The sequence below is a fragment of the Roseobacter phycocola genome, from assembly GCF_042055075.2.
Lineage (GTDB): Bacteria > Pseudomonadota > Alphaproteobacteria > Rhodobacterales > Rhodobacteraceae > Roseobacter.
The window spans coordinates 3727417-3741142 of the sequence record NZ_CP194010.1 but is presented as its reverse complement, the minus strand read 5'-3'; the positions used below and the strand labels follow the sequence as shown (position 1 = coordinate 3741142).

The 13726-nt window shown below is 59.5% G+C and carries 13 protein-coding genes; 9 read left to right on the top strand and 4 right to left on the bottom strand.

The window, feature by feature from the left end; all coding sequences use genetic code 11:
- Positions 1-6: 6 nt before the first annotated feature.
- Genes AB4K19_RS18515 through AB4K19_RS18505 form a run of 3 tightly spaced genes read right to left on the bottom strand, consistent with a single transcriptional unit; the run spans position 7 to position 2802 of the window.
- Positions 7-258 carry a DUF6552 family protein gene (locus tag AB4K19_RS18515; RefSeq protein ID WP_375229722.1) on the bottom strand — a complete coding sequence of 84 codons (252 nt, stop codon included), beginning with the start codon at positions 256-258 and terminating at the stop codon, positions 7-9.
- Entirely contained in the window at positions 245-2044 is a 1800-nt protein-coding gene (locus tag AB4K19_RS18510; RefSeq protein WP_436398516.1) for an IlvD/Edd family dehydratase, read from the bottom strand. Before AB4K19_RS18510 ends, AB4K19_RS18515 begins: the two co-directional genes overlap by 14 nt.
- Complete coding sequence (locus AB4K19_RS18505; RefSeq protein WP_436398515.1) at positions 2041-2802, bottom strand: SDR family oxidoreductase; 762 nt, start codon at positions 2800-2802, stop codon at positions 2041-2043. The genes AB4K19_RS18510 and AB4K19_RS18505 overlap by 4 nt, the downstream gene beginning before the upstream one ends.
- Positions 2803-3002: 200 nt before the next feature.
- Between AB4K19_RS18505 and AB4K19_RS18500 the strand changes: the two genes are divergently transcribed.
- Complete coding sequence (locus AB4K19_RS18500; RefSeq protein ID WP_375229721.1) at positions 3003-3890, top strand: NAD(P)-dependent oxidoreductase; 888 nt, start codon at positions 3003-3005, stop codon at positions 3888-3890.
- Positions 3887-4870, top strand: coding sequence for a D-erythronate dehydrogenase (denD, locus tag AB4K19_RS18495; RefSeq protein WP_375229720.1), 984 nt, complete (start codon positions 3887-3889; stop codon positions 4868-4870). The genes AB4K19_RS18500 and denD overlap by 4 nt, the downstream gene beginning before the upstream one ends.
- Here denD and AB4K19_RS18490 read toward each other — a convergent pair.
- Complete coding sequence (locus AB4K19_RS18490) at positions 4834-5523, bottom strand: GntR family transcriptional regulator (RefSeq protein ID WP_436398513.1); 690 nt, start codon at positions 5521-5523, stop codon at positions 4834-4836. The genes denD and AB4K19_RS18490 overlap by 37 nt on opposite strands.
- Before the next feature lie 185 nt (positions 5524-5708).
- On the opposite strand from AB4K19_RS18490, the gene AB4K19_RS18485 reads away from it, so the two are divergent.
- From AB4K19_RS18485 to AB4K19_RS18455, 7 genes are all read left to right on the top strand, one after another.
- The gene (locus AB4K19_RS18485; RefSeq protein ID WP_375229718.1) at positions 5709-6731 is read left to right on the top strand and encodes a TRAP transporter substrate-binding protein; all 1023 of its coding nucleotides are present in this window, start codon (positions 5709-5711) and stop codon (positions 6729-6731) included.
- 96 nt (positions 6732-6827) lie between these two features.
- Positions 6828-7733 carry a TRAP transporter small permease subunit gene (locus tag AB4K19_RS18480; RefSeq protein ID WP_375229717.1) on the top strand — a complete coding sequence of 302 codons (906 nt, stop codon included), beginning with the start codon at positions 6828-6830 and terminating at the stop codon, positions 7731-7733.
- Positions 7733-9355 carry a TRAP transporter large permease gene (locus AB4K19_RS18475; protein WP_375229716.1) on the top strand — a complete coding sequence of 541 codons (1623 nt, stop codon included), beginning with the start codon at positions 7733-7735 and terminating at the stop codon, positions 9353-9355. Before AB4K19_RS18480 ends, AB4K19_RS18475 begins: the two co-directional genes overlap by 1 nt.
- Before the next feature lie 15 nt (positions 9356-9370).
- Complete coding sequence (locus AB4K19_RS18470; RefSeq protein ID WP_375229715.1) at positions 9371-10318, top strand: phytanoyl-CoA dioxygenase family protein; 948 nt, start codon at positions 9371-9373, stop codon at positions 10316-10318.
- A 10-nt stretch (positions 10319-10328) separates the two neighbouring features.
- On the top strand, positions 10329-11837 hold the full coding sequence (locus tag AB4K19_RS18465; RefSeq protein ID WP_375229714.1) for a UxaA family hydrolase: 1509 nt from the start codon (positions 10329-10331) through the stop codon (positions 11835-11837).
- Positions 11834-12844, top strand: coding sequence for a Gfo/Idh/MocA family protein (locus AB4K19_RS18460; RefSeq protein ID WP_375229713.1), 1011 nt, complete (start codon positions 11834-11836; stop codon positions 12842-12844). The genes AB4K19_RS18465 and AB4K19_RS18460 overlap by 4 nt, the downstream gene beginning before the upstream one ends.
- The gene (locus AB4K19_RS18455) at positions 12837-13721 is read left to right on the top strand and encodes a phytanoyl-CoA dioxygenase family protein (RefSeq protein ID WP_375229712.1); all 885 of its coding nucleotides are present in this window, start codon (positions 12837-12839) and stop codon (positions 13719-13721) included. The genes AB4K19_RS18460 and AB4K19_RS18455 overlap by 8 nt, the downstream gene beginning before the upstream one ends.
- Positions 13722-13726: the final 5 nt, after the last annotated feature.

Sequence of the window (13726 nt, the reverse complement as noted above, 5' to 3'; positions counted from 1 at the left end):
GTCTCCCTATGCGGCGTTCAGATAGCCGATCAACAATGATAAAAAGGCGCCCACGTGGACGACCATAATGGCCTTGTCCTTCCACATGGCGCCCACGGCGAACCAGAGGATAATCCCGGCAAAAAAGGCCCAGATGTTCCAGGGTGTCAGACCCAGCCCGGTCAGCGCGTAGCCGACAAGCTGGACCACAGTCGCAATCCATTTGACAACGTCGACTGGTTTCCAGCCGCCGGTACCCGGTGTTTCAGTGGTTGTCACGCGGCAACCCTTTGCGCGAGATGTCCTTGTATTTGTCCGCGTCCCTCAGGATCATACCCTCGTCAAAACGGCCGACTTTTTCGCGGAAATACTGCTGCCAGGGCGACTGGCTTTCCGGAGCATCATATCCGCCGGCCGTCTCAAAGGCGCGCGCCCGTTCTGCCAGTTCATCCAGCGGCACGAGTATGTCCGCTGTGCATTTGTTCAGATCAATCCGCACCCGGTCGCCGTTTTGCAGCAGAGCCAGACCACCGCCATCAGCTGCTTCAGGCGACGCGTTCAGGATGGACGGGCTGCCTGACGTGCCGGACTGACGCCCGTCACCGACGCAGGGCAGCGCCTCGACCCCCTGTTTCAGCAGGTACGACGGCGGACGCATGTTCACCACCTCTGCCCCGCCGGGATAGCCTTTCGGCCCCGCACCGCGCATGAACAATACGCAATCCTCGTCTATGTTCTCCGCCGGATCGTCGATCCTGTGGTGAAAGTCTTCGGGGCCGTCAAACACAACCGCGCGTCCCTCAAAGGCGTTCAGATCATCCGGGTTGGACAGATATTTCGCCCGGAAGCTGTCACTGATCACGCTGGTTTTCATGATCGCGCTGTCAAAGAGATTGCCCGTCAGATTGATGAAACCCGCCTGAGGTTTGAGAGGATCCGAGACAGACTTGATCACATCCGGATCTTCGCTGCGCAGGTGCCCACAGTTTTCGGCCATGGTCCGGCCGTTTGCCGTGATCACATCCGGATGCGGCAGCAGTCCCGCTGCGATCAGTTCGCCCACAACCGCCGGTACACCGCCCGCGCGCTGGTAATCCTCGCCCAGATATTCTCCCGCGGGCTGCAGGTTTACCAGCAGCGGGACATCATGGCCGACATTCTGCCAGTCGTTGTTGTCTAGAGGCACACCAAGGTGCCGCGCGATGCCGTTGAGGTGGATCGGGGCGTTGGTTGACCCCCCGATCGCCGAGTTGATCACAATGGTGTTCTCAAATGCCTCTCGGGTCATGATGTCCGAAGGGCGCAGGTCCTCCCACACCATATCGACAATACGCCGGCCGGTTTCATAGCTGATCTGTCCCCGCTCGCGGTACGGGGCCGGAATTGCCGCAGAGCCGGGCAGCTGCATACCCAGTGCTTCGGCCAGCGAATTCATGGTCGTGGCGGTTCCCATCGTATTGCAGTAGCCCACCGACGGGGCCGATGAGGCCACGAGTTCCATGAACCCTTCGTTGTCAATTTCGCCCGCCGCATGCATCTCGCGTGCTTTCCACACAATGGTGCCCGAGCCGGTACGCTGCCCGCGGAACCAGCCGTTCAGCATGGGCCCCACAGACAGGGCCACTGCCGGGATGTTGACGGTTGCCGCCGCCATCAGAAGCGCAGGCGTGGTTTTGTCACAGCCGATGTTCAGCACAACGCCATCCAGCGGATAGCCAAACAGCGTTTCCACAAGGCTCAGGTAGGCAAGGTTGCGGTCGAGCATTGCTGTCGGTCGCTTGCCCGTTTCCTGGATCGGGTGCACCGGCACTTCGATGCAGGTCCCGCCTGCCGCGATGATGCCATCCCGCACGCGTTTGGTCAGTTCGAGGTGGTGGCGGTTACACGGGCTCAGATCGCTGCCCGTCTGGGCGATGCCGATGATCGGTTTGCCCGACTGCAGCTCTTCGCGCGTCAGTCCGTAGTTCAGGTACCGTTCCAGATAGAGCGCTGTCATTTCCGGGTTGTCCGGATTCATGAACCATTTGCGCGACCGCAGATCTTCGATTCCGATTTTTCTGGTCATTGGCCTGACCATCCTCCGTCAATGATATGGGGGTGCCCGGTGGTAAAGGCGCTTTCATCGCTCGCCAGATAGACAATCAGCGCCGCAATTTCCTCGGCTGTGGCCACGCGGCCCATGGGCTGACGGGACACAAACTGCTTCAGGGCTTCTTCCTTGCTGCCAAGCTGTTCGCCCAGGGCTTCGACGCGTTCATGCCAGCTGGGGCTTTCGACAGTGCCCGGGCAGATGCAGTTACAGCGGATACCCTTGTCCACAAAGTCCACGGCGACGGACTTGGTCAGTCCGATCACGGCAGCTTTGGTCGTGCCATAGATAAAACGGTTCGGCGCACCAATTACGCTCGAACAGGCGGACGACATATTGATGATGGAACCGGTCCCACGTTCCAGCATGCCAGGCAGCGCCGCACGGATGGTGCGCAGCATGGAGCGTACATTCAGATCGAATGCAAAGTCCCATTCGGCGTCATCTGCTTCCAGAACTGAACCGTGATGTACGAAGCCTGCGCAGTTGAAAAGAATGTCCGGTGCGGCGCGCTCAACACCCGCTTTCACGCTGTCATCGCTGCGTGCATCAAGTTCGAAAATTTCCAGATTTTCGTGATTCGCATCGCGAATCGTAGATAGCGCTTCCATGTTTACATCGGTTGCAAAGACCTGCGCGCCTTCGGCTGCCATGGACAGCGCGGTGGCACGTCCGATCCCCTGACCCGCGGCTGTAACAAGCGCGCGCTTTCCCTTAAGTCTCTGAGAAGTCAATGCTTTCCCCCCGGCAGGATCATTCCCCTGGTGCGCCGTGCCCTCCGGCACGGACAGTGGACTGACCTGCATTCTCTTTGCTGTTGTCGTCAAAAAAGCCGTCAACCGGGCTGGTTCATCGGCTGGTTTCCGTTAGCGTATGACACAGTATTAACTTTGGCTACAGCCTTGTCTGAAGCGATAAGAGGATAACCGCACCCATGACACAATCCCGCAAGGTGACACTCATCGGCACAGGCCTGATGGGCTTTCCGATGTCACAGAACCTGCTGCGCGCCGGTCACGCGCTGACCGTATGGAACCGCAGCATTGCGCGTGCAGAGCCGCTCGCTGCCGAGGGTGCAACCGTGGCGTCGAGCCCGGTTGAGGCTGTCCGCGACGCGGAATTCATCATCACCATGTTGTCGGACGGTTTTGCGTCCGGCGCACTGATCAATGACCCGGAGATCCAGGCAGCACTGTCGCCCGGAGCAGTCTGGATCGATATGTCGTCGGCCAAACCCGAGCACGCCCGCGAGCAGGCCGGTGTTCTGAAACCCTTGGGATTTGGTCATCTGGATGCTCCCGTTTCGGGCGGCACAAAGGGCGCCGAAGCCGCGAGCCTTGCGATCATGGTTGGCGGCGACGCTGAGACCTTCGCAAAGGCCGAACCCGTTTTCGCGGCGATGGGTCGTCCTGTGCATGTGGGGCCTTCGGGTGCCGGTCAGTTATCCAAGCTGGCCAATCAGACAATCGTGGCCGTCACGATTTCCGCTGTCGCGGAGGCTATTCTGCTGGCCGAACAGGGGGGCGCGGACCCGGCGGCGTTGCGCGCGGCCCTGAAAGGCGGATTTGCGGACAGCGTTATCCTGCAGCAGCATGGTGAGCGGATGTCGGAGCGGAATTTTGAACCGGGCGGGCTCACCAAGTTCCAGGTCAAGGACCTGAATAACACACTGGACGAAGCCGCCTCGCTGGGCCTTTCGCTGCCCGCGACAGAGAGCGTGCGCGACAGGTTTCAGCATTTTATTGATGCGATGGACGGCGGCGAAAGGGACCATTCCGGTCTCTACCTTGAACTCAGAGCAAGAAACGGATTGCCGGTATGACAAAGATTCTGATCCTTGGCGGCGGCGGCATGGTCGGCCAGAAACTGGCGGCACGCCTGGTGAATGAAGGCCTTGGCGGCGATGCGGCTCCGGAGATCACACTGTTTGACGTGGCTTTCCCACCTGCTGGTGTTGGCGGCCCGGCACAGATGACAGGCGACCTGAAAGACCCGGAAACCGCCGTGCGTCTGGCTGCGATGAAACCCGACGTGATCTTTCACCTTGCGGCCATTGTCTCCGGCGAGTCGGAAACCAATTTCGAGAAGGGCTGGGCGATCAACATGATGTCCATGTGGCATCTGCTGGAAGCGCTGCGGCAGGAACACGACAAAAGCGGTGGCAGCTATGTACCGCGAATGGTGTTTACGTCGTCCATCGCTGTTTTTGGCGCGCCGTATCCCGACAAAATCGACGATGAATTCCTCTCTGCGCCGCAGACAAGCTACGGGGCACAGAAGGCCATCTGTGAACTGATGGTCACAGATTTCAGCCGCAAGGGCTTCATCGACGGTATGTCGCTGCGGCTGCCGACCATCTGTGTCCGGCCCGGCAAGGCCAACCTGGCGGCGTCCTCTTTCTTTTCGGGCATTATCCGCGAACCACTGAACGGTGTGGAAGCGTTGCTGCCGGTGCCCGACACCGTGCGCCACTGGCACGCGTCACCCCGGTCGGCGGCTGGCTTTCTGATACATGCGGCCGGTCTGGATACTGACAGGCTGGAGGGCCGCCGGGCGCTGAGCCTGCCCGGCGTCAGCTGCACCGTGGCCGAGCAGATTGAAGCCCTGCGCCGTGCAGCAGGCCAGAAGGCAGTTGATCTGATCCGGCAGGCACCTGACGAGGCGATCATGAAAATTGTTCAGGGCTGGCCGCGAGACTTCGATCCGCAGCGCGCGATTTCACTGGGCTTCCGCGCAGAGAGCAGCTTCGACGAGATCGTCGATGTTTACATCAAAGAGGATTTGCCGAACGCAACCGCCTGATGCCTGCCGGGTAGCGGGTGGGTCAGATTGCGCGCCAGATGATCGTGGATGCGTTTGCGCACCAGTTCTTCGTTCCGGTCCAGCGCGGCATCAAGAATCGCCTGATGCTCCGGAATGTTCTCCGCAAAGTAGCCGTAGTTGGTCTCGGCAGAGACCAGTTGCTGGCGGAACTGTTCGTAGATCACCAGATGCGTCCGAATCAGCAATGCCGATCCGCAGGCCTCGATCAGCGTCTCGTGGAATTCCTGTTCCGCCCTGCTCCAGAGGTTGAGCAGCGGCGACACATCCCCCGAAGACCGGACCCGCATTTCAATATGGGACAGCTTGTGATGCGCGGCAGACAGACGGGATTCCCACTCGACACCGCCAAGACGGATCGACAGGCAGGCCCCCTCGGATTCCAGCATGATCCGCATATGCGTAAGGTCATGCTGCCGTTCACGCGACTGATATGGCGAGCGAAATCCGCGCTGTTCCTGAAAATCCACCAGCCCGACGGTAGACAGTCGGAAGAGGACCTCGCGCACTGTACTGGCGGAACAATTGTAATCCGAACGTAGCTTTTCGGCACGCAGTTTGGTACCGTAACCGAACTCGCCGGTGATCAGGCGATGACGCATATCATCAAAAATGTCCGCGTCCTGCGTACTCATCAAGCTCCTCCCTTGGCCTTTTGGTGTACGATCAAAAACGCGAAATTCAAACAAAATATCAAAATTCACCCAAAATAAAATTATTTCTTGCGCGATGCGCCGCGCTCGGCCTAACGTTTCTTCAGCGTAATCAAAAAGGGCCACAGGCCTTCTAACCAAGTGCGCTCAACGTCTGGGAGGACAACATGACAATCATGAAGAAGGCGGCCACGGTTGCCGTCGCAGCAGCACTTGCTGCTTCGACAGCGTTCACCGCGTCGGCCGATACAACCAAACTGCGGATTCAGACGCACTATGCGCCTGAGACCGTTTCCGGCAAACTGGCGGCTCAGTACATCGACGACATCCAGTCCATGTCCAACGGCGAGATCGAAGTAGAAATGTTCTACTCCTCCTCCGTTGTGAAATCGGTGGAAACGTTTGATGCGGCATCCACAGGCATTCTCGACTGCGACATGACCGGTGGCGGCTACCAGACCGGCAAAAACTCTGCGTTCCAGTTCGTCGGCGACATCATGGGCGGCTACGACACGCCGTACCAGCAGCTGAGCTGGCTGTATTTTGGTGGCGGCAAGGAAGCCGCAGCACCGCTTTACAACAAGTACGGCATGGAGCTGATCGGCTGGTGGGTCTACGGCCAGGAGAGCTTTGCCTCGTCCAAGCCGATCGCCAAGGTCGAAGACTTCAAAGACTGGAAGTTCCGTTCGCCCCCCGGCATGGAAACAAAGATCTTTGAAAAGCTGGGCGCTTCGCCCATCGTGATGGACTTCACCGAGATCTTTACCGCTCTTGAAACAGGCATCATCGACGGTGCAGACGCATCGGGCCTCGCCAACAACGTGGGCCTGGGTCTGTATGACATAGTGAAATACGCAAACTTCCCCGGCTTCCACTCGATGCCGTCGGATCACCTGGCGTGCAACAAGGCCGTGTTTGACGAGATGCCTGCGCACCACCAGAAGATCATGAAGGTTGCCATGGAAGCACTGGCACTGCGCACCGCTCTGACGTTCGAGAAAAAGAATGCCGAAGCGGCAGCACAGCTGCGCGAGCAGGGTGTGACACTGTCCCAGTGGGCACCTGAAGAACTGGCGAAATTCCGTGCGGCGGCTCAGGCCACCTGGCCGGAGTTCGCGGACACACCCGAAGCGAAAGCTCTGGTGGAATCGCACCTCGCCTATCTCGATCAGCTGGGCCTCAAGCAATAAGCTGACCTGAAACCGGACCCCGCCTGACAAAGGCGGGGTCTTTTTTGTCCCTGGGCCAGGACAATTCAAAAAACCGGCCAGTGCGAGGGGGACATCATGCAGGACAAATCCGGAAGCCTTATCGAGTGGGTTGTACCGCTGGCATTCATCCTCTGTGCAGGATGGCTGACCTGGCACCTGCCCGCATTCACGCTGTCCTGGGCACCACCCGAAGACGCCTCACAATACGACAAACTGTCCGCGCTTTTCGCCCGTGTCGATGTAACCCCCGGCCTCGGCGGCCTGTTTGGCGGTTACGCGGACGCGGTGGACTGGATTGCTCTGCTGTTGCTGCCTGTTTTCGGCATCATCGGTGTCCGGACCGTACAGCGAGCACCGATGGAATTTGAAAGCTGGAAGCCGCTTGACCGGCTCGCTGTCTTCATCGGCCGCCTGACGATGATGCTGATCGTTCTGCTGTGCTGCGTGATGATTTATGAAGTCATCCTGCGCTATGTGTTCGAAGCGCCCACACTGTGGGCCAATGAAATGTCGCTCTGGCTTGCAGGCTTCGTTTTCCTCTGCGCAGGGCTTTACGCCATGCAACAGCGCAGCCACATCCGCATCTTCCTGCTCTATGACATGCTGCCCAGAACACTGCAGCGGGTCTGCGACTGTATATCGACGACGCTCATCGTGACCTTTGCGTTTTTCCTCGTGTACGGCGGATATGGCGAAGCCTTTGACAAATTTTATCGCTGGGAAACCTTCGGGACTGCCTTTGATCCGCCCATTCCCGCGACACTCAAGCCTATGGTGCTGCTGGTGATCGTCCTTGTCGCCTTTCAGGCTGTCGTGAACCTCTTTTCTGACTGGAATGCAGAACCGGTTATTCACTCTGCCGCTGACGATATCGATCAGGATGAACTGGAACGCCTGAAGGCTGCCGTTGGCAGCGATGGCACCGGCGATCTGGACGTCACACGCGGCTCTGTTCAACAGACGACTCCGGGGAAAAACTGATGGATATCGGAACGATCTCACTGGTCCTGATGCTGGGCCTTGTTCTGCTGCTGGCCATCGGGATGCCGCTGGGCTTTGCCTCGGCGATCCTCGCCGTGCTGGTTCTGGTGATGAAATTTGAACCCGCTCTGCTGCTCAACCCGCTTTCCTTCGGGGATGGTATTCTGACGGGCAGGCCCGGGTCAGGGCCGCTGAATATCCTGGCGCAAAAGATATACGGGCTCTTAACGGACTATGTCCTCATATCCATTCCGCTGTTTATCTTTATGGCGGCCCTGCTGGAACGCTCCGGCATCGCCAAGGACATGTATTCCTCACTGAACGTCTGGCTGAACCGTACCCGTGGCGGTATCGCCATCGTGACATCGATCATGGCCGTAATCATGGCGGCGATGTCAGGTATTATCGGCGGCGAAGTCGTCCTGCTGGGTCTGATCGCTCTGCCGCAGATGCTGCGTCTGGGCTACAACCAGAACCTCGCCATCGGGACAATCTGTGCGTCCGGCTCGCTGGGCACCATGATCCCCCCGTCGATCGTTCTTATCATCTATGGCCTGATCACCGAAACTTCGATCAAAGCTCTGTTCACCGCATCTTTCCTGCCCGGCTTTATGCTGGCGAGCTTTATCATCATCTACATCATCATCCGCACCCAGCTGCGCCCTGATCACGCCCCCCTGCCCGATCCGGTAGAGGGAGAGCCGCGCGGCTTTGAGAAGTTCAAACTCTTCGCAGCCTTCCTGTCGGTGCTGGTTGCCGGTTTCTCAACCGTTCTGTTCCTGCGCGCGCTGTTCTTTGAGCTGTCCGGTCAGAATGCCGCCAATACAGGTGCTGCATTCGCCTATGGCACAGCGGATTACCTGCCGTGGTTCGGCGGTGCGGTTGTTGCGTCTTTCATTCTGATGTTCGGTGTCCTCGGCCGGCAGGCAACCGCGACCGGCTGGTCCATGGGCAAAGGCCTCGTTCCCCCGATCGTTGTGATCGGCGTTGTCATGGGTTCGATCTATGGCGGGATCACCGGGATCACCGAGGCCGCTGGCATGGGCGCCCTCGCCGTTCTGATCATCGCCATTCTGCGCGGCGAAGGATCCTTCGATCTGGTCTGGGACAGCCTGATGCGCACGCTGAAATCCACAGGTACGATTATCTGGGTGACCATCGGTGCGGCCGCACTTGCAGGTGCCTATACCATCGCCGGCGGACCGACATATGTCGCTGACTTCATCGTCGGCTCTGACCTGCCGACCATGGGCATTATCCTGGCGATGATGCTGATCCTGCTCTTTATGGGGGCCTTCATGGACTGGGTCGGGATCGTTCTGCTGATCATCCCGGTGTTCCTGCCCATCGTGCAGCGACTGCCCATAGAAGAGATTGGTGTCTTCGGCGAACTGAACCCGCGTCACGTGGCGATCTGGTTTGGTGTTGTGTTCTGTATGAACATGCAGGTCAGCTTCCTCAGCCCGCCCTTTGGTCCCGCGGCTTTCTACCTGAAATCCGTAGCCCCGCCGCACATCAGCCTGACCGATATCTTCAAAGGTTTCCTGCCCTTCATCGGTATCCAGCTCTGCGCGCTTTCTGTGTTGCTGATCTGGCCACCCATTGTGTCCATTCTGCTCTGAGACAGGAACCGGACCATGCTGACAGCCGGGCAGAAAGACCGATTTGAGCAGGACGGCTATCTGGTTCTGCCCGATGTTGTGCCCGAAGTCACACGGCTGGCCGTTGAGGAAGAATACGCCCTCCTGCTGGACCGGCTCTATCAGGAATGGTTCGACGCGGGAAAGGTGGGCAACGCGCCTCAGGGTCTGACGTTCTGGCAAAAGCTGCAGATCGCTTATGACGCTGGTTGCGACTGGTTCCAGCCGATGGACATCAGCCTGCCCGGTGACACGATCCACGCGGACACACCAATGCATTTCGGGCCTGCGGTTTTCGATCTGCTGCGCTGTGACGAGATCCTTGATGTGGTTGAATCGCTGATCGGGCCGGAGATCACATCCAACCCGATCCAGCATGTGCGCATAAAGCCACCGGCGCGGACGCTGAAAGGTAATGAGGTGCGCGCCCATATCACGTCGACCGACTGGCATCAGGATCGCGGTGTCGGTCTGGAAGAGGCGGATCAGACAGATATGATCACCGTCTGGATCGCCATGACGGATGCAACACCGGACAACGGATGCCTGCAGGTCATGCCGGGTCGCCACAGGGAAATGCTGCCACATTGCCCGAAGACACAGACCGCCATCGCCGATGGTTTCCTGGAGGAAGATCAGGCCGTGCCGCTGCCCGTAGGGGCCGGAGGGATCGTTCTCTTTCATCCGCTGACGCCGCACGCCTCGCGGGTGAATGTAACGGACGGTTTCCGCTGGTCTTTTGACGTTCGCTACAACGTGACAGGTCAGCCGACAGGCCGGGCACATTTTCCGGATTTTGTTGCGCGCAGCGCGGCCGCGCCCCAAACCATGCTGACAGACTGGCGTCAGTGGCGGGTAATGTGGGAAGATACCCGCGCACGTCTTGCGACCGAGGCACATATACCCATCCACCGCTGGCAAAGCGACGCGCCTTTCTGCGCGTAAAGGAGACCACATGGACACCGTACGTCTTGATCCGTCCGACAATGTCGTGACTGCGACCCGCGCGCTGGAAGCAGGCGCGGCCGTCGAAGGCATCACCACCACCACGCTGATCCCAACCGGTCACAAGATCGCGGTCAGTGATATCGCCGCCGGAGCAGCCATCCGCAAATACGCCCAGATCATCGGCTATGCAGCTATGGACATTCAGGCGGGTGAACACGTGCACACCCAGAACGTGGAATTCCGGAACACTGATGCCGATTATGAATTCTCCACGGATCTGCGCCCCGTCACCCCGGTCGCCGAAGAGGCACGGGATACCTTTATGGGGTATCGCCGCGCGAATGGCACGGTGGGCACGCGCAACTATATTGCCATCGTGACTTCGGTGAACTGTTCGGCCACGGCCGCCCGCCAGATTGCCGGTCATTTCACGCCGGAACGGCTGGCGGACTATCCGAATGTAGATGGGGTTGTGGCGTTTGTGCATGGCACGGGCTGCGGCATGGCCGACAGCGGCGACGGGTTCGAAGCGCTGCAGCGTGTCATGTGGGGCTATGCCCGCCATCCGAACCACGCCGCCGTTCTGATGGTTGGCCTTGGCTGCGAGATGAACCAGATCGACTGGCTCCTTGAGGCCTACGGTCTGGAACAGGGGCCCACCTTTCAGGTGATGAATATTCAGAACGTCGCTGGCCTGCGCCGCACCGTCGAGGCGGGTATTGCCAAAATCGAAGCCATGCTGCCCATCGCCAATGAGGCAACCCGGACACCCTGTCCGGCGTCTGAACTCAGGGTTGCCCTGCAATGCGGCGGGTCAGATGCCTGGTCCGGGATCACCGCGAACCCGGCGCTGGGATACGCCTGTGATCTGCTCGCAGCTCAGGGCGGCACAGGTGTACTTGCGGAAACCCCGGAGATTTACGGCGCAGAGCATCTGCTCACCCGCCGGGCCGTTGACCGCGCCACGGGCGACAGGCTCATCGGTCTGATCCGGTGGTGGGAGGATTACACCGCCCGCAACAAAGGATCGATGGATAACAACCCCTCTCCCGGCAACAAAAAGGGCGGTCTGACAACAATCCTTGAAAAGTCGCTGGGTGCTGCGGCCAAGGGGGGCACATCGCCGCTGACCGGGGTCTACAAATACGCGGAACCGGTTACGGCACGTGGTTTCACCTTTATGGACAGCCCCGGTTATGACCCGGCATCCGTGACCGGACAGATCGCAGGCGGATGCAACCTTGTCTGCTTTACCACGGGACGCGGATCGGCCTTTGGCTCAAAACCAGCACCGACCATCAAAGTTGCAACTAATTCCGCCATGGCCAAGCGCATGCACGAGGATATGGACGTGGATGCCGGCACCATCCTGACCGAAGGCGTGAGCGTCGAGGAAAAGGGGCGGGAAATCTATGAACGTTTCCTGCGCGTGGCCTCGGGCGAGGCCAGCAAGTCCGAAGCACAGGGTCTTGGCGATTATGAGTTCGTGCCGTGGCAGATCGGAGCGGTGATGTGAAACGGATCCTGGTGGTCGGAGGCGGGCTGATCGGTGCGCGGCATGTGGACGCCGTGCGCGCGCATCCTGGCTGCACCCTCGCCGGGCTGGTTGATCCGGATCCGGACTGTATGAACGACGGCTCTGTGACGCGCTTCATGGACATGACGGACGCACCGGATGACATCGACGGGGCGATCATCGCCACGCCGACCCACCTGCACAGCGCACATGGCATTTATGCCGCCTCAAGGGGCTGGCACATGCTGATCGAAAAACCTGTTGCCGGTGATATAGCTGGTGCGCAGGCGCTGAAGCAGGCCGTCGTTAAGGCCGGTGTGCAATCGCTGGTGGGTCATCACCGTCGCTATCACCGGCGGGTTGCGCGGCTCAAAGCGCTGATTGCAGGAGGTGCGATTGGCGAGGTCGTGACCGTTTCGCTGATCTGGGCGATGCGTAAACCGGATGGGTATTTTCAGGGCAACTGGCGCACGGCCGGTGGCAGCCCGGTTATGATCAATCTGGTGCATGACATCGACATTCTGCGGCATGTGATCGGCGAAATTGACCGCTGCGTCACGCTGCCCGGCCGGTCGCTGCGCGGTACAGACAGGATCGAAAGCGGAGCCGTTGCCATGGCTTTTGAAAACGGCGCAACGGGCACCATCAGTTTCGCCGATACGGCACCCAGCCCCTGGGGGTTTGAGGCCGGCATCGGCGAAAACCCCAACATCGGGACCACGCACCAGGATATGATGTGGATCACCGGCACCAAGGGCGCGCTCAGTTTCCCCTCGATGACACAGTGGCAGGGCACCGACTGGTCCCAGCCCGCAACTGCCCGCGATCTGTCGGATCCCGGCGACGAGACTGTTCCGCTGGACCGGCAACTGGATCATTTTCTGGACGTCATGGACGGTCGTGCGGTGCCACTGATCGACGTGGCCGACGCTGCGCGCACATTGTCCGTGGCGCTGGATATCGAGGCCCAGCTCTCAACCGGATCAGGAGAACAGCGATATGGCTGAAACGCTGAGTACGGAGCAGATCGCTCATTACGGGGAGCACGGCTATCTCGTGCTGGAAAACCGGATCCCAGCCGATTGGCTGGCCAAGATCTATGCGGAAATAGCACGCTTCGAGGAGGAAGCGGCCACGATGACGGCCAGCAATGACCGCCTCGATCTCGAAGACAGTCACACGGCCGATGACCCGCGCCTGCGGCGGATCAAGCTGCCGCACACCATCTCGGATGTGATGCGCGAGCTGATGTATTCCGACCTGATCCTGGCGCCTGCCCGCGACCTGATCGGCCCAGATCTGCGCTTGCACACGACGAAACTGAACATGAAATCAGCGGGATACGGTGCTGCCGTCGAATGGCATCAGGACTATGCGTTCTATCCGCACACGAACGACGACATCCTGGCCATCGGTGTGATCCTGGATGACATGGCGCCGGAAAACGGCCCGCTGATGGTCTATCCGGGCAGCCACAGGGGGCCTGTGTATGACCATCATGTGGACGGCGTTTTTGCTGGCGCGATGCTGCCGGAGGCAAACGGTCTGAAGCCGGCCGATGTGGTGCAGCTGACCGGTCCTGCAGGATCGGTGAGCATTCATCACGGACGCATCGTGCATGGCTCGGCGCTGAATACATCCGACCGTGCGCGCCGCATTCTGTTTTACGAAATGATGGCCGCGGATGCCTTTCCGATCATGGGGTCCATGACGAAATGGGACGGCATCGAGGATTACGACACGCGGATGCTTTGCGGCCAGAGTACAAAGAACCCGCGGCTCAAAGACATTCCGGTGCGCATTCCACAGCCGCAGCCAGACGTTCCGATTTCCATCTACGAAATTCAGAAGGGCATGAAGAAACGTGCCTTTGATACCATCTGACAGGA

Bases quoted from the DNA above. Each gene is read 5' to 3' on its own strand.
- AB4K19_RS18485 (WP_375229718.1), top strand. From the start codon at position 5,709: ATGACAATCATGAAGAAGGCGGCCACGGTTGCCGTCGCAGCAGCACTT.
- AB4K19_RS18490 (WP_436398513.1), bottom strand. From the start codon at position 5,523: ATGAGTACGCAGGACGCGGACATTTTTGATGATATGCGTCATCGCCTG.
- denD (WP_375229720.1), top strand. From the start codon at position 3,887: ATGACAAAGATTCTGATCCTTGGCGGCGGCGGCATGGTCGGCCAGAAA.
- AB4K19_RS18480 (WP_375229717.1), top strand. From the start codon at position 6,828: ATGCAGGACAAATCCGGAAGCCTTATCGAGTGGGTTGTACCGCTGGCA.
- AB4K19_RS18500 (WP_375229721.1), top strand. From the start codon at position 3,003: ATGACACAATCCCGCAAGGTGACACTCATCGGCACAGGCCTGATGGGC.
- AB4K19_RS18465 (WP_375229714.1), top strand. From the start codon at position 10,329: ATGGACACCGTACGTCTTGATCCGTCCGACAATGTCGTGACTGCGACC.
- AB4K19_RS18510 (WP_436398516.1), bottom strand. From the start codon at position 2,044: ATGACCAGAAAAATCGGAATCGAAGATCTGCGGTCGCGCAAATGGTTC.
- AB4K19_RS18455 (WP_375229712.1), top strand. From the start codon at position 12,837: ATGGCTGAAACGCTGAGTACGGAGCAGATCGCTCATTACGGGGAGCAC.
- AB4K19_RS18475 (WP_375229716.1), top strand. From the start codon at position 7,733: ATGGATATCGGAACGATCTCACTGGTCCTGATGCTGGGCCTTGTTCTG.
- AB4K19_RS18470 (WP_375229715.1), top strand. From the start codon at position 9,371: ATGCTGACAGCCGGGCAGAAAGACCGATTTGAGCAGGACGGCTATCTG.